The sequence below is a fragment of the Nocardia terpenica genome (assembly GCF_013186535.1).
GTDB classification, from domain to species: Bacteria; Actinomycetota; Actinomycetes; order Mycobacteriales; family Mycobacteriaceae; genus Nocardia; species Nocardia terpenica.
Map to the genome: position 1 here is coordinate 780,800 of NZ_JABMCZ010000001.1, position 15,057 is coordinate 795,856.

The following is a 15,057-nucleotide window of genomic DNA, read 5'->3' on the forward strand; positions in this document are numbered from 1 at the left end:
CGGCCGCAGCGTGGTCGCCCTTGGGCAAGGCGACGCGGCGGTACGTGCCGAGTTGTTTCGTGATTCGCGTCAGCGCGCGGGTTTTGTCGTCGAGGTCGGGTGCGCGGCGGACCCAGCCTGGTATGGCGTCGAGGCCCGCTTTGCGCGCGGCCAGTACACGCAATTGGCCATCGACGACGCTGATGCTGCCGTCGGCGGTGAGTTCGGCGATGATAGGAATGGAGACGCCGTCTTCCCGAACGGCGGCGAGAAGCTCGACCAGCTCGGGATCGGATTCGAAGGTGTCGTCGAAAGTTCGGCGGACGTTATCGTCTACGACCAGGGTGCGGGGATCCAGCGAAGGCGGCTGGACCAGGAGTTGTTCGACAGCGTCGGTGGATTCGGAAACTGGTGCGGATTCGGCGATATCTATCGACATGGTTGTCTCCCTTGATATTTCAAAGGTTGCCGGGATCGACGCGCGGACTCGGCCGGGGCGTTGCAGTCGTGAATTTCTGGACACAGGCGCTGAGATGCGGGCCTACGGTTCGTGGAAGCCGGTCTCGTAGCCGTCGCCCACGCAACGCAGGCAGGCCAGGTGACCTTTTTCGCCCTCGCAGTTGAGACACCGAACAAAGTGGAAGTCGCACTCCGCGGAGGCGAACGGCCCTGCGAGCCAGCTGTCGTAGTTGTCGAGCCAGATGTTGTCGCCGCAGTGGCGGCACACTCGTGACCGGTCGGATGGCATATCAGCCCTCGACGGAAAGTAGGGGCGGGTGCACGCGGCGGCGGTGGGTGGATGAGTGTGCGACCGCGCCGCCGGTGCGTGTGAGCGAAATGCGGTGAGAATGATATGGACTGCTACGGGTTAAGAACCCGAGTCGCCGTAGTGCGTGTCGGGGCCGTTGTTAACGGACACGACCAGCGGCAACGCAGTGGCCGGGATGTCGTCGTCCTCGACGTGAACGAAGGTGTCCGAGCAGCGCTGGCGGATGTGAACGCAGACTCCGGCGAACTGGAAGACGTACATGTCGGTTCGGTCGCCGTACTCGGGTTGGGTCTCGAAGACCTGAATGCAGGCGAGACCGAGCCGATGAATATCCGGAATTCCGGGAGAACTCTTGGTGACGGTATAGGTGATCGCCATAACTGACCTGCCGTGGTCGTGACGGATGGTTGGATGGGCGGGGACCGATTGCAGGAACGGTCGAGCGGCGGTGTCGAGCCACCGGTCGAGCCGGGCCGCGCCGCACCAGCCGATATGCCGGTTCTCGAGTTGCGAAACGATGCGTCGGCGCGTCCGGCGGAGAAGCGCGACTCGCGAGACGGATGAGAGTCAGCTGATTCGGCGTGGGCGGAGCGCGCCATAGGCGAGGCCGTCATCGATGGTCCGGGCGGCCTCGGCTTCGGTGAATCCGTCGTATCCGATGTGGTGGCGGGCGGCCTCGTGCAGGACCACGCGAGCCTCGTGTTCGTCGAGTTCTCCGCCGCCGACGAGCCGCCCGAGCGCCCCGGCGGCACGCAGCAGTGTCAGATGCCGTTGGCCGGTGACCGCGGAGGTGACCGCGTCCGCCTCGTTCCGGAGAACCTTCGAGATGTAGGCGTGGGCGCGATAGTCGGGTAATACCAAGGGATGTCGCGGCGGTGGTGGCGGTGGCGTGAGCGCGTCGGCCAGCCAGTCGGGCAGCGCCGCGACCGGTGTGCGGCGAACGATCCGATACACGCCGCCGGAGCAGCGCGACCCGGGCGCGACGACGTAGCCGCCAACGCCACGGGTGTCCACCCGCCACCCCAAGCGGGCGGTGCTGTTGCCGAGATCGGACCGCGGTGGTGGCCGAAAGTAGAGGTGCCATCCTGCGGGGGTGCGGACGGTCAGGGTCCGCGAAGGAACCGGCGTGCCTGCGGCCTCGGCCAGGCGTATCAGCACATCGCGTCCGTCGACGGCACCGGACCATTGCGGAGGCGGGTCGGCGTCGGCACCGGCGTCGAGGTCGAGGACGAGCAATCGGCTGGGACCGCAGGCGATACCGATGTTGAACGGCACCGTACGCCAGAATCGGCGGATATCGGCGTGCTCTCGGGTTGCCGCGTCCTGCCAGCCCTTGATGGCCGGGCGCTTATCCCCTGGGCGCAAAGGAAACACATAGTTCCCGGCCGCCGCTGCGGCCAGTGCCATCTGCCTCATCGGTGCGATCCGTTCGCTGAAGGGGGCACCCGGCGCGATGCGGGCCGATTGCCTGGCGACCGCGTTCGCCCACTGTTCGACAGTCATGATCGGGGCTCCATCGACTGGCGACCGGGAGGCGGATCGGGACGCGGATCGGTGGGGTCGTATCGGCCGGGTTCCCAGTCCTCGACGTCGCTCCCGCATACCGCGCACTCGGGATGGGCGGTGCCGTCGGACGTGACCTGCAAATGGTGGGAATGCGTGCTGTAGACGCAGCTACAGCCCGGTTCGGCGTAGCATTCGCGTTCGCCGCCGTCGGGATGATTGTGGTCCCAGTCCCGCGCCGAGACGTCCTGCTCGTCGAGGATCGGGTAGTCCCGCAATGCGGTGATGATCCGGTCGAGCTCACGCAGGGCGGCGGCGTCGTCGGCACGGACGGTCAGCGTGTGGATCTGTCCGCCCGGCCACAGATCGATGCGATAGTCGATGCCGAACGCTGAGACAGCGGCGATGTATTGTTGCGCGACTTCGTAATTGGATTCCGCAATCGTGGTGTCGCCGCGGGCGTTGACCGACAAGGGTGTGGTCAGCCAGAACCAGTCCTGCCGATCGCTTCTGCGTGTCCACCAGACGCTGTCGCATTCGCGGCTGTGGGCTTGAAGGTCTTTCACGAGCGGAATCACGGCGGCGATACGGTTGGCACGGCGTTTTCGTGCTCCCGGCATAAGATGTGTCCCTTCCTACGAGCAGGGCGTCCGCGACACCAGCGGTGCCCAGTTGAAGGTTCCGGCGGGCCGGTGCTCGTCGGGCGGCCCGCCGGAATCGGGCACCGATCGGGTGGTCGCGGAACCTCAAACCAGTTCGGGTGCGCGGCGGTGCCGCGGCACGGCGGTGTGCGGGGTGACCGTGCGGCGAGCGACGTAGCGGGGTGCCAGATACTCGTCGGCGTACCAGCGGCCCGGTGACAGCCACGGGTGATTGGCGTGCTCGCCGTCGACCGCCGGGTCCACACCGGGCCGGAAGATCCGCAAGTGGCCCGGACGGATTGCGTGGTCGGGGCCGAGGGCGGCGTTGAAGCCTGCGACGCTGTCGGCGTCTGCGACGACGACATTGGCCACACCCGCGATCGCAGCGGCGGTGCTGTTCGCGATCGTGCCGAAACCGGACGCGCTACGGCGCAGGCGGGTGAACAGGTCGGGTATGTGCATCATCACCACGATCGGGACACGACGATCGAACGCCGATACCTGTTCGGCCAGCTGTTCACCGGCGGATGCCCCGGCAACGTAGCGGGGTGTCGTCGACAGTAGATCCTCACCTACGCTCGGCCGCAGACCGTGATCGATCAGCGATGCCACGATCGACGGCGCGGCGCACGACCGGCCCTCGCCCCGCACCTCGACGCTGATCGTCGTGGAAAGCGTGCCGGACTGGCGGCGATCCTGCACCGCCCACAACCGGGTCCGTTGAATGGCATTTCCGGACCGCAACTCGACCAACGACGCCGAGTATTCGTCGGGATCGGGGCGCGAAAACTGTTGGCGCGCTGTGATGAAGCGGTTGACCGATGCTTCAGCAGCGACCCAGGTCGTGAATGCCGCCATCGCGGAGGTGAGCGCGTCGTGGGCATGGTCGGTCCAGGCAGCGGTGTAGAGAAGTTTCATGGCTCACTCCTGTGACGAGGGGGTCAGTGCGAGCACTCGCAGACGCGGGGCTCGGCCCGTGTGGTGGGCGCGTTCCGCTCGCCACGGCGTCGGGAAGGGTGTCAAGCCTGCGGGCGCTTTTCCCGCAGGCTTGACACACGACCGACCGCCGTCGGCAGCATCACAAGCGCCCGCCACACGGGCGAACCCCGCCCAACCCCACCAACACGCCAATCTGGACGGCGCTGGGCCGGGCGGATCCGGAAAGTGCGGTTCGCGGAACCGCTATTGCAGGTCGGGCATCGGTTCGCGGCCGTCCCAATCGAAGCAAGGCACGAAACGAGCCGGATCACGCAGGTCGCGGCGGGCCCCGTTGCGGGCCCACCGCTCGGCCTGCTCCGGGCTGTCGGGTCCGAGATCGAAGGGGAACTCGTCGACCCGCTCACTCCAGGTCGCGGTTCCGGCGATGTCGTCGGGATCGGAGAAAGTGATGTACTGGATGTGCCGCTTGACATCCCATCGGTCGCCGGGATCCCGGTCCTCGTCGATCATCGACCAGTCCAAGCGATACCAGACCACCGTGATCGCGGCGCCGGATCCATCTGCATGGACACACATCCAGCGAACCGACCAGCCCACGCCCGCACCGTCTCCACCGGGTTCGTCGATGTGCAGCGGCCCGATGTCATGGGTTGTCCACGAGGAGCGTTGGCGAAACTGCGGTGAGCCAGCGTCTGTAGTCACGATGACGTCGCCCCTCGAGTAGCCAGCAACATCCGGTAACGGGCATCGACAGCGGCATCGGCGTGTTCGTAATCGAGGCTGATTCGGCTACGGCGGTCCAGCAATTCGTCACGGACACGAACAGCCTCGATGTAGCGATAGTGGGCCACGCGATGATCGGTGAGGAAGTCAGTGGCCAGCGAATACAACAGATCGGCAGCGGCGCGCTGGGCATCTTCGGGCTGCGAACGGATCTTCTTGCCCAGCGGAGCATGCAACCGGCCGGACTCACCGCCGACGGTAAAGTGGGGGCCAACCCCGTCGGTGACCGAGTCGGGATAGAAGTACACCCAGCACACCAGGCCGCCCACGGTGTTTCCGGCGATGACCAAATCGCGGAATTCCACCGACACGGCCGGCTGCCAGTCCTGGCGACGACCGGTCCCCACGACATGGCCACAGACGGCCAAGACCGCGATGCCCTTAGCCGGAGGCTCGTCAGACGAGGAGATCCGGTAGGCGGCGCCATTGCCCGGCGTCACGATGTCGAGGGCTGGTGCGAATCGAAGGGCAGTCACGACGTGCCACCTCCATTCTGTGAATATCAGGAAAGGGAAATGCGCTCAGCCCCAAGGGGTGGCGACGGGATCAGGCACCGAACGGGCAGGGGCCGAACATATCGGTCCAGCAGGCAGGGCAGGTACGGGACTTGAGAAACTCGCGATCGGGGATCGACAGGTGCGCGAGCGCGTCCTGGAGGAGCATTCGGCGCTCACGCCATGCGGTGAACCTGGCACGGTTGACCAGGAAGGTTTCGGCCTTGCCGCAGCTTTCGCAGGTCACCTCGACCGGCATGTCCAGCGCAGGGCCGGCGTCGAATCGGCTCGGGTGGTTCCGTGAGTCGTTCACGGGGACTATCGGGTTGATCGGTCGGCATGGAAGTGGTTGCGGCGGTGGATCTTCGGGGGTGTGGTCGGCACGCTGGGGTACCAGACCCCGATGTGGCGATGTCGTCGAGTCGTCGTGCCGTGGGACATCATTGCGCCGGATGGTCGGGAGTTGCACGGAGTCGCTGCGGTCACGTAGTTCGCAGTTGGTCGGCGGCTCATTGTCGGCGGTGCAGTCGTAGCAAATGCCGATCAAGCGGTCGTGTATCAGGTTCTTCGGGGAGATGGTGACGTTCTTAACCTTGCGGCAGCGCTCGCAGTATCCGATGGTGCGCATGTGCTGATGCCTTTGTGCGTCCAGTAGGAAAGGTTGGTTGGTTATGTGAATGACTGACGGCTGATTCGTAAGCTCGTCGTCGCTTGCCGGTGGAAGTCCGGTCCGGGTAGCTGCCAGGAGGCCCGGTAGCAGGCTGGCGGTGCCGTCTGGAAACGGGTGGTGCCGAAGCCCAGCGTCGAACGCCCTCGTGTGTGGGGTGTGCAACCGAACGGTCCGTAACGTGAAGTGAAGCCTGCCGCGTCGTTATCTCACCTGCCCGGTGACGGGTGGGACGAGAGAGTGCCGAGCCTCGAAAGGATGGGCGAAGGCCATGGAAGCGGTGAAGACCCTGGAAGAGCAGCCGTGACGGACTCTCCGGCGTAGGGGGCGCGGAACGTTCGGATAGTGGCGGCGGGAACTGGAGAGGCCCTCCCCGGCCCACTCGACTGCGTGAATCGGGTGGAGCGGCGTGACCTATAACCGGTGAGGAGCCGGGAAGTGGAAGCGAGCCGGAAGGGCGTCGGAGGTGGCTGTAGTACCGATCGAGCCGAGCGGACAACATAACCGCCGGTGAGGGAAGGGCCACTACTTCGTCGATGCATGCTGATGTAGATGGAGGTGCCCGATGAGTGCCCTGAAGCTGGCTAGTCCCGCCGACTCCGGAACCGTTGCGCTGAGCGGGGTTTCGGTGGACAAGGTGCGTGCCCTGCAACACATGCTCTACCGGACGGCCAAGGCCGATCCCGGACGACGGTTTCATGCGCTGTGGGACAAGGTCTCGCGCAGAGACGTCTTGTGGCGCGGCTGGGTCGCGGTGCGCCGCAACAACGGCGCTCCGGGTATCGACCGGATCACCCTGGACTGGATCGACGACGAGTACGGCGCTGACCGGCTCGTTGACGATCTGGCCCGCGAACTGCGAGACGGGTCGTATCGACCGCTCCCGGCCAGACGGGTCTTCATCCCGAAACCGGGATCGAACGAGCAACGGCCACTGTCGATTCCCGCGGTTCGTGACCGGATCGTGCAAGCGGCGGCCAAGATCGTGCTCGAGCCGATCTTCGAGGCCGACTTCGCCGAGTGCAGTTACGGTTTCCGCCCGAAACGCAGTCCGCACGACGGTTTGCAAGTCCTGGTGAACGAGAGTTCCCGGGGCAGGCGGTGGGTGGTGGAAACGGATGTCGCCGAGTGCTTCTCGGCGATTCCGCCTGACCGGTTGATGGCGGCGGTCGGGGAGCGGGTGGCTGATCAGCCGGTGCTCAAGCTGCTGCGCGCGATGTTGCGTGCGGGAGTGATGGACGCTGGGGTGGTCCGCCATCCCGACACCGGAACCGCGCAAGGCGGGGTGATCAGCCCCTTGATGTGCAACGTGTATCTGCATCGGCTCGACCGGGCATGGGACACACGCGCTTTCGGGGTGCTGGTGCGTTTCGCTGACGATCTGCTGGTGATGTGCAGATCCCGGCAGCAGGCCGAGGCCGCGCTCGTGCGGCTGCGGCAGCTGCTGGCCGAACTCGGCTTGGAGCCGAAGGAAGCCAAGACACGCATCGTCGAATTGACCGAGGGCGGAGAGGGTTTCGACTTTCTCGGCTTTCATCATCGGCTGGTGAGGTCGCGGGGATTGCGTGGCAGGCGTGGGGTGGTGTTTCTGGCTCGCTGGCCCAGTGATCGGGCGATGCGACGGGCACGAGACCGGATCACTGAGCTGACGATGCGGTCTCGGCTGTGGTTGCCGGTCGAGGAGGTGGTCAAGGACCTCAACAGGTTCTTGCGCGGGTGGGCGGGCTATTTCCGCTACGGCCACTCCGCTGTTCGCCTCGAGACGATCGAGGATCATGCTCGTATTCGACTCGCCCTGTTCATCGGCAAGCGGCACAAACGTGGTCGTGGTTTCGGCTGGACCATGGTGAACCGCTCGCCGGACAGGTGTGGGTTGCTGAACCTGAGAGGGACTGTTGTGGCACCCAGGGCGAACAAGCCCTGGCGGGAGAAGCCGAATGCCGGTGGTGAACGGCGTCGGTAAGCCGTGTGCGGGAGAACCGCATGCACGGTTTGAGGCGGCGGGAGCTGGAGAGGCCACTGCCTGACCACGGACACCAGGGGACGCACAACCGACCGGGAAACCGGCGGCACGAAGGCCCTGGGTCCTACCGTCAGTGATCATTCGTTACTCCAGTTCCCGACCCGACCTGTCGGACTGTGTTTCACGCGCGTGGTCCGTGCCGGGTCTGGGTGCTGGGGTGTGGTGGCGGTGTCGGCCGGATAGATGAGAATCGAATCGTCGTCGGAGATGATCAGCAGAAGGCGGGTTCTCCAGCCGGGAGAGTGCCGAGTGCGCCGTTGACGGCCTGGTGGTCGGCGATCTACGAGTGGAATGACCAATCGCCGGGCTGGGGTGCGTCGAACGGGTAGCTGGGCGTGTGAGCATGGTCGAGAATCGGCGCGCTGTCGTAGGGCTTGCGCCAGGATCCGTCGTCGGAGGTGGTCGCGTGGCAGGCGGGGTCGGTGCAGTTGCGGCGCCATCCGTGGAATATCGCGGCGTAGGTGAGGTGGTCGCAGTTGATCAGCAGGGAGAGACGACCGCTACGGGCCACGGTGGTGTCGGCGCCGCGGCGGGTGGCGAACAAGCCGACCACCAGGCCGTGCCAACTACGCATGGCGTCGAGGTTACGCCCCCAACGCAGTTGGCAATGTTCGCCCTCCGTGTCGGTGTCGGCGGCGGACTCCTCGCCGCTGTTGGTGCGTTCACGCAGTGGGATGCGGTGGCGGATGGTGATCTTCTCGGGGCCGATGAGGACGTCTTTGACCAGCAGTTTCACCACGCGTCGGCGGTCGTCGACGGTCGCGGTCTCGGCGTTGGAGCGAAGCTGGGCGAGGAACCCTTCGAGGTCGCTGGCGAGCGCGAGGTAGCCTTCGCGGTCGGCTTGCTGGGCGTCGAGGGCGCCGATCTGGTTGCGCAGGCTGGTTTCGCGGGCCCGCAGCTCGGGCATGCGGGCGCGCAGTTCGTCGATCGTGATCAGCTGCTCACCGAACGCTTCGATCATCGCGGCGATCCCGGAGCGGGTCTTGGCCAGCGCGGTATCAAGTCGTTTGCGTTGCGCCACAACGGGGTCGGAGGATTTCGCGGTGTCGAGTCGTTTGTCGATCTCGGTGCGGATCAGCGCGGGGTCGGCGAGCAGGGCGGTGAGGTGGTCCCAGACGACGTCATCGAGGTAGTCCGCGCGGACCGGTTTGTTGTCACAGACCCGTCCGCCTTCGTAGCGGTAGTTGTCCGAGCCCAGGCATCGGTAGTAGGAGATCCGCTTGTTCGTGGTGCGGGTCGCGGTCCGGTAGTAGCCGTAACCGCATCGGGCGCACGCTGAAAGTCCTTGCAGCAGATACGATTCGGTGTGTCCCCGGCCTCGTCCGCGGCCTGTGGTGCGTTTGTTCTCGGCCAGCCGCGCGGCGACCCGGTCGAAGGTTGCTTGCGACACGATCGCCGGGACCGCGATCTCGATCCATTCCTCGCGTGGGCGGTCCACGGTTTTCGACGCGGTCGGTGTCGAGCGGCCCGCCAGCCGCGCCACCCGGTTGAGGTCCGCCGATTCGTGCACGACCTTCGTCTTGCCGAACACCGCCCGTCCGGCATAGGCCGGGTTACGCAGCATGCCCCAGATCACCGACCGATCCCACCGGGTCTTGCCGGTGCGGGTCGGGGTGCCGGTATCGGTGAGCCAGCGCGTCAGGTCGGCGATGGAGGCCCCGTCGTCGGCGTAACGCCGAAACATCTCCGCGACCAGCGTTGCCTCATGCTCGGCGATCTCGTAGACCGCGCCACTGTGGTCGGTTTTGCGCAGATAGCGGTAGCCGAACGGGGCACCGCCGAGCACGTTGACCGACCCCGATTTGGCGCGGTGGGTCTTGCCGCGCCGATACCGTTCCATGATCTGGGCTTTCTCGTATTCGGCGAACATGCCCTGGAACTGCACCATCAGCTGGTCTTCGGGGGTGTCGCCGCGCGGTCCGCGGACGAACTCGACCCGGACCCCGGCGCGGGTGAATTCCTCGATCAGCAGCGCCTGGTAGGCGAACTTGCGGGCGAGGCGGTCCGGTGAGTAGCACAGCACCACATCGATATCGACGCCCGCGATCAGGTCCCGCAACCGCTCGAGCGCCGGACGGATCAGCGTGGCCCCGGAATGCCCGTCGTCGCAGAAGATCCACTGCTCAGGCACCTCGAGCCCGAGGTCTGCCGCGTGGGCGCGCAGGGCTTCGATCTGGGAGCCGATCGTCTCGTTCTTCTTCTGCCGGGCCGAGGACACTCGGGCGTACATCACCGCGTTCGTCATGCGGTGTCATTCCTTCCTGACCGGCTCGCGGAATGCGGGCCCGTCGTTGCGGTACCAGAATGGCGTAGGCCACCGACACATCCGTGGCCGCGTGACGGTCGAACACGAACTCCGCTTCGACCGCCCGCTCGTTCACCTGCGACGCAGCTGTCCAGGGCCCCGCGCCAAGAACTCCGTCAACGCCGCCGCCACCAGGGCGGAGATCGTGATCTGCGAGCCCCGCGCCCGGTCCCGGACCCGCCCCGCCAGCACCGCCGGCAGCTTGACGGTGAAAACCACCGACTCGCCGGGAACCGTGACCCGGCCCTCGCGCACCGCGTGATCGGCATACCGGCGGGCTTGCCGCGTCGAGCAGTCGAACCGAGCTGCCACTGCCACAACAACTTCGGCGACCGATAGCCCCGTGGCGAGGAGATCGGCAGCGGCATTGACCCGCCGCGCGTACTCGACCGCACCCACCCGGACACGACCATCAGCCATGACATAAAACTACTACCCGACATGTCAATCCCGCTCCGGAACAGAGGAATTGGCACGAGGCATCAGCTCGAGCCGACGGTAACTCAGCTCGACGTCGAAGCAGAAGTTGCCAACTGCGTTGGGGGCGTAGTGTCGCCGATCCTGTGCAACATCTACCTGCACCGGTTGGACGATTATGTCGAACACACGCTCATTCCCGAATACACGAAGGGGACACGAAGAATCCGCAACGCCGAATACGAGCGGATCCGTCACCGGCTGGCGCGAGCCCGCCGCCGCGGTGACCGGGATATGGTGCGGCAGTTACGCACTCGGCTGGCTCGCCTGCCCAGTGTCGACTGCCGCGATCCCGGCTACCGTCGGCTGCGCTATATCCGCTACGCCGACGACGTTCTGCTCGGATTCGCCGGACCGAAAACCGAGGCCGAGGACATCAAACAGCGGCTGACCAGCTTCCTGCGCACCGACCTGCGCCTGGAGCTGTCGCAGGAGAAAACGCTGATCACCCACGCGCGCACCCACGCGGCACGGTTCCTCGGATACGAGATCACCACCCAGACCGGCATCGGCGGCCGCAAGACCGCCGAGGGCAGTATCCGGCTGCGGGTGCCGATCCCGGTAATCAAAGCCTCGTGCGCGCCCTATCTGCGGGGCGGTAAACCCGCTGCGCAGCGTGCCCTGCAGAATCTCGACGACTACAGCATCGTTGCAGCATTCGGGGGTATCTATCGGGGCCTGGTCAACTATTACCTGCTCGCCGCGGACGTCTACCGTCTCGAACGGCTGGGCTGGGTGATGCAGACCTCGCTGTTGAAAACGCTGGCGGGCAAGCACAAATCGTCGATGGTCAAGATGGCGACCCGGCATCGGGCCACCATCGACACCCCGCACGGTCTGCGCACCTGCCTCGAGGCAACCCGCCACCATCACAACGGCAGGCCCCTGGTCGCACGGTTCGGAGGCATCCCCCTCACCCGGCGCAGGACCGCGATCCTCACCGATCGCGTTCACGCCCGGAATCCCTTGTCACGCAAGGAGATCGTTACCCGGCTCCTGCATGACACCTGCGAGCTCTGCGGAAGACACGGCACCGTGGACGTCCACCACGTCGCGAAACTCGCCGACCTCGCACCCCTCGGCCCCGATCAACCGGCTTGGGACACGATCATGGCACGAAAGCGACGCAAAACCCTCGTGGTCTGCCCGCCCTGTCACGAACTGATCCACACCGACCGCACCTGGGCCAGCACGGAGTAGTCACTGGAGAGCCGGATGATCGGGAAACCATCACGTCCGGTTCGGCGGGAGGCCGCCCGGAAAAAGGACCCGCACACCGCGGGCACCTCGCCGGACGGCCTACCCAACCCTTCAAACGAGCAAGTGATCGACGAACCGGCCATAGGTCGGCCCGTGCCCGTCCAGGCTTCGGAGGTTGCGCCGCCCACCATCTCCGTGTAGCTGATAGTTAACGGCCGATGGCCAGGTACTCACCACACAAGTGGCTGCCAGCGGGGAGTTTTCAACTGGCCACTGACAAGGCGGCATAACTCACACGCCGAAGATCATTAGAGGCACCCAAGATAGCGCGCAGGCGAGTAGACCCAGCCGACAGCTTCACCGTGACTGGAACCCGCCTCAGGCTGGGGCGGATACCCTCGATGCACCTGCAGGTTCCTGCCATCAGCGTTGCGAGAATTTGCGAACCCGCTCATTTCAGGTGGCCTCGGGCATGATCCGCATGCCGATCCGGAGGTAGTCCGGATTGCGTTCCACACAGACGAATTCGCGCGGCGGCTCACCGTTCCAGCGGTGATCGAGGAGGTTGCGGCACGCGAAGCTCAAGTGCCCGATGCCGGCGCACAGGTCGATGATGCGGGTTCCCACGACATCGATGCGCATGTCACCCGCCAGCCCCAGGGGCGTGAAATATGCTCCGTCCAAACAGTGTTCGGGATTGGCGGCTTCCTGCCAGTGATCCAGGACGAACCTCTTCTCCTCGTCGTCGAGGTCGCGATCGGCATCGATTAACAGGCACGCTTCACGATGCAGCTTGGCTTGGCTCCTGCTCATTGTCGTCGACATACGAATTTCCTTCGCTCAGGCCACGTTGCCGATGGCCGGGAGTGGGTGGGATCGCGCCCAGGCGCCGCGCGGGTGGGCAGCGCGTCGAACAGCGCAATCTGGTCGGGCGCTGGGACGCGGGAGCGGGGACTGGTTGTTGCGGTCCGGCGGAGTGGGCGTGGGATCGGTCCTGCGGGAACAGGATCGGACCACAGGCCGGGGTCGGCGCGGGCCACACGCTCGGCGCAGGCACGCAGCGCGTCCATGGCCTTTTCCCGCCAGTGCAGGGCATAGCGGAAACAATTTCGGCAATCGGTGATCACGCGTTCGCCGGTGATGGGGTCCGGCCGAGACAGGTGCACACAACCGGGCAGCCGGACATGGGCAGTGCGAGAGGCCATCGACCAGGCTTGACTATCACTGCTACGGAGCAGGTGACCGGCCAGTCGGAGCGCATTCAACGACATCCCGTAGCCATGGATTTTCATTCCCAGCGGCGCGAGCGCAGCGAGGACCCTGGCCACGTCGCGGGCGCGATTCTTGCGGCAGACGCTTCCAATTCCGACCCACCGGCCCGTCAGGTCGATACCGGCCTCGAGGTAGCGGTGGTAGTGCTCGACGTAGTCGTGCGGATGCCAGCCTTGCAACGTGGGCAGCCACGGCACGAAATCGAACTGCTCGGACAGATACAGGTAGTTCTCCAGAGTCGCCTGCTGATGCTGGCTTGTGCTCAATCCGGTGAACCGCAGACATCCGGGTTCACAAGGGATGTCTTGGATCCCGACGAACAACGGCGGCCCGATGTCCTCGATCAGCCGAGTCCACAACGCCCCGTATTCGTCGGGATGCGCCCACCAGGGATGCCCGCGCGGATCGGCGGTCAGCATGATCGCCGAATACGCTCCCGAGTCCCCGGCATACGGGGCCCGGATCGCTTTGACCGGGAATCTTTCGCCGCGAGAGCGATACTGCGCCAGTCTTTTCGCCGACACGAATACCGGCACCGGAGACGCGGCCATCAGACTGGGTTGACCGATCCCCAAGAAGAACAGCATCCTGCGGGCCGGGTCGAGATGATCAGCGCTGGTGGTCCACGGCGTGAGCGGTCCCCACGCGGTATCGCACCGTTCGACCGATGCGGTGGCCGTCGACAGCAGACCCCGCAGATCAGAATCTTGAGTAAGCAGGGACGGCAAAGCACCTCCCAGAAACACGAAAATTTCGGGGAATTCAGACGGGACAGAGTGAGTGGAAATTCCCGCCGCCGAGAGCGCGATTTCTCCAAACACAGATCGGGTTCGCGGGGGCGGCGGGCCGGCCGTTCAGTCCGCCTTGGCGGCGGAAAAGGGGTGTCAAGCCGCACGCTTTTCGCGGCTTGACACCACCCGCCGCCAAGGCAAACTGATAAGGCCGCCGCCCCCGCGAACCCGGCTCTGTCGCTTCACCTCAATCCGCGTGAGTTTCGCGCATGAGCATGTGCGTGAGCGCCGCGCCCATTCCGAGCACCACAACCGGAAGGCACGCGACCATCATCGTGATCGGCCACGGTGCGATCCGGGTTCCCGCAGCCTGCATCAGATGGTAGGCGACTTGCCCGGCAGCGCCGAGCGTCAGGCTGCCGATGGCCGACCACTTGGCGTAGTTGACGGTCTTCGCGGTCCGGATGCGATCCGACAACCAGACATACAAGGCGTACGACGCGTAAGCCTCGACGCCGATCGGCAGCGTGATCGCCGTGTTGAGGCGGGCGGAATCCCAGATGCCCGGCAAGGGATGAATGACACCGAACCCGGTCAACTCACCCAAACCGACCCAACCGGACCACACCGCCACCGCTGCGGGCAGCGCGATCAGCAGCACGGGCCAAATCCTGACCGGGCGAGACGACGTTCGCGGTGCCTCAGCTGCTCGAGCGTCGCGACCGGATTCGTCGTCGGTGACGCCGTCAACCGTCAACTCGCCGAATGGTGACGCGTCGACCCGGCGGTCTTCCGGCTCGGGTTCATCGCTAGGAGACGCGCCGATCTCATCATTTGTACGAGACTCTGTAATTGACGCGTCCACTGGCTGCTGTTCGAATTCGAGTGTCGTCACCTCAGTGACCGCGTCCTCCATATTCGCGAGACCGACGCCGTCAGGCGACGCCGGGTCGGCAGGGCGAGGTCGGCAATGGTGAGCTCGCCGCCAATCGTTGACCACGTTCGATGCGTGCTGACGCGAGACCTGCGCTCCGCAGCGCGCCAGCACCGAGCGCACGTCGTCGGTCGTCGGGTCTGCGAACAGCTCGCACACGAGCCGCATCATGTCCTTTTTGGTCGAGCAGCCTTCGAGAGCTGTTCGGAGCATGACTTCGTCGGGCACCTCCTCCAGCCGGTTGAAACCTTCGGAAAGCACGGCCAGCGCGCCTGCACTGGCGGGGCGTGTCGTAGGCCAGGTCGCTTCGATGGTCATATTGCTGTCTCCATCCGGCTCG

At 65.4% G+C, this 15,057-nt stretch carries 16 protein-coding genes; 3 read left to right on the forward strand and 13 right to left on the reverse strand.

Translation table 11 applies throughout. The features are described 5' to 3' along the window. The first annotated feature begins 10 nt into the window (after positions 1-10). Entirely contained in the window at positions 11-433 is a 423-nt protein-coding gene (locus HPY32_RS46785; RefSeq protein WP_231951485.1) for a hypothetical protein, read from the forward strand. 87 nt (positions 434-520) lie between these two features. Here HPY32_RS46785 and HPY32_RS03440 read toward each other — a convergent pair whose 3' ends face one another. The 8 genes from HPY32_RS03440 to HPY32_RS03475 all read right to left on the reverse strand — a co-directional run bounded on the left by HPY32_RS03440 (position 521) and on the right by HPY32_RS03475 (position 5,736). Then, complete coding sequence (locus HPY32_RS03440) at positions 521-727, reverse strand: hypothetical protein (RefSeq protein WP_156674220.1); 207 nt, start codon at positions 725-727, stop codon at positions 521-523. Positions 728-847: 120 nt separating this feature from the next. After that, positions 848-1,126: a hypothetical protein gene (locus HPY32_RS03445; protein WP_067583207.1), complete on the reverse strand. Its 279-nt coding sequence runs from the start codon at positions 1,124-1,126 to the stop codon at positions 848-850. A gap of 189 nt (positions 1,127-1,315) precedes the next feature. After that, positions 1,316-2,251 carry a bifunctional DNA primase/polymerase gene (locus tag HPY32_RS03450; protein ID WP_197696411.1) on the reverse strand — a complete coding sequence of 312 codons (936 nt, stop codon included), beginning with the start codon at positions 2,249-2,251 and terminating at the stop codon, positions 1,316-1,318. Continuing rightward, positions 2,248-2,817, reverse strand: coding sequence for a hypothetical protein (locus HPY32_RS03455; RefSeq protein ID WP_156674221.1), 570 nt, complete (start codon positions 2,815-2,817; stop codon positions 2,248-2,250). The genes HPY32_RS03450 and HPY32_RS03455 overlap by 4 nt, the downstream gene beginning before the upstream one ends. Before the next feature lie 180 nt (positions 2,818-2,997). Continuing rightward, complete coding sequence (locus HPY32_RS03460) at positions 2,998-3,810, reverse strand: hypothetical protein (protein WP_067583214.1); 813 nt, start codon at positions 3,808-3,810, stop codon at positions 2,998-3,000. 264 nt (positions 3,811-4,074) lie between these two features. After that, positions 4,075-4,533, reverse strand: coding sequence for a hypothetical protein (locus HPY32_RS03465; RefSeq protein WP_156674222.1), 459 nt, complete (start codon positions 4,531-4,533; stop codon positions 4,075-4,077). After that, complete coding sequence (locus tag HPY32_RS03470) at positions 4,530-5,090, reverse strand: hypothetical protein (RefSeq protein ID WP_156674223.1); 561 nt, start codon at positions 5,088-5,090, stop codon at positions 4,530-4,532. The genes HPY32_RS03465 and HPY32_RS03470 overlap by 4 nt, the downstream gene beginning before the upstream one ends. Before the next feature lie 70 nt (positions 5,091-5,160). Next, on the reverse strand, positions 5,161-5,736 hold the full coding sequence (locus tag HPY32_RS03475) for a hypothetical protein (protein WP_156674224.1): 576 nt from the start codon (positions 5,734-5,736) through the stop codon (positions 5,161-5,163). Between the two features lie 604 nt (positions 5,737-6,340). Between HPY32_RS03475 and ltrA the strand changes: the two genes are divergently transcribed. Then, positions 6,341-7,738, forward strand: coding sequence for a group II intron reverse transcriptase/maturase (gene ltrA / locus HPY32_RS03480; RefSeq protein ID WP_067583226.1), 1,398 nt, complete (start codon positions 6,341-6,343; stop codon positions 7,736-7,738). Positions 7,739-8,078: 340 nt separating this feature from the next. Here ltrA and HPY32_RS03485 read toward each other — a convergent pair whose 3' ends face one another. After that, positions 8,079-10,043: a recombinase family protein gene (locus HPY32_RS03485; protein WP_067583229.1), complete on the reverse strand. Its 1,965-nt coding sequence runs from the start codon at positions 10,041-10,043 to the stop codon at positions 8,079-8,081. Between the two features lie 132 nt (positions 10,044-10,175). Beyond that, on the reverse strand, positions 10,176-10,523 hold the full coding sequence (locus HPY32_RS03490) for a hypothetical protein (protein WP_197696320.1): 348 nt from the start codon (positions 10,521-10,523) through the stop codon (positions 10,176-10,178). Between the two features lie 129 nt (positions 10,524-10,652). Between HPY32_RS03490 and HPY32_RS03495 the strand changes: the two genes are divergently transcribed. Continuing rightward, complete coding sequence (locus HPY32_RS03495) at positions 10,653-11,780, forward strand: reverse transcriptase/maturase family protein (protein WP_067583232.1); 1,128 nt, start codon at positions 10,653-10,655, stop codon at positions 11,778-11,780. Positions 11,781-12,236: 456 nt separating this feature from the next. On the opposite strand, the gene HPY32_RS03500 is transcribed toward HPY32_RS03495, so the two are convergent. The 3 genes from HPY32_RS03500 to HPY32_RS43775 all read right to left on the reverse strand — a co-directional run bounded on the left by HPY32_RS03500 (position 12,237) and on the right by HPY32_RS43775 (position 15,035). Next, positions 12,237-12,605, reverse strand: coding sequence for a class I SAM-dependent methyltransferase (locus tag HPY32_RS03500; RefSeq protein WP_156674225.1), 369 nt, complete (start codon positions 12,603-12,605; stop codon positions 12,237-12,239). Further along, positions 12,590-13,873: a deazapurine DNA modification protein DpdA family protein gene (locus HPY32_RS03505; protein WP_156674226.1), complete on the reverse strand. Its 1,284-nt coding sequence runs from the start codon at positions 13,871-13,873 to the stop codon at positions 12,590-12,592. The genes HPY32_RS03500 and HPY32_RS03505 overlap by 16 nt, the downstream gene beginning before the upstream one ends. 157 nt (positions 13,874-14,030) lie before the next feature. Further along, the gene (locus HPY32_RS43775; RefSeq protein ID WP_197696412.1) at positions 14,031-15,035 is read right to left on the reverse strand and encodes a hypothetical protein; all 1,005 of its coding nucleotides are present in this window, start codon (positions 15,033-15,035) and stop codon (positions 14,031-14,033) included. Positions 15,036-15,057: the final 22 nt, after the last annotated feature.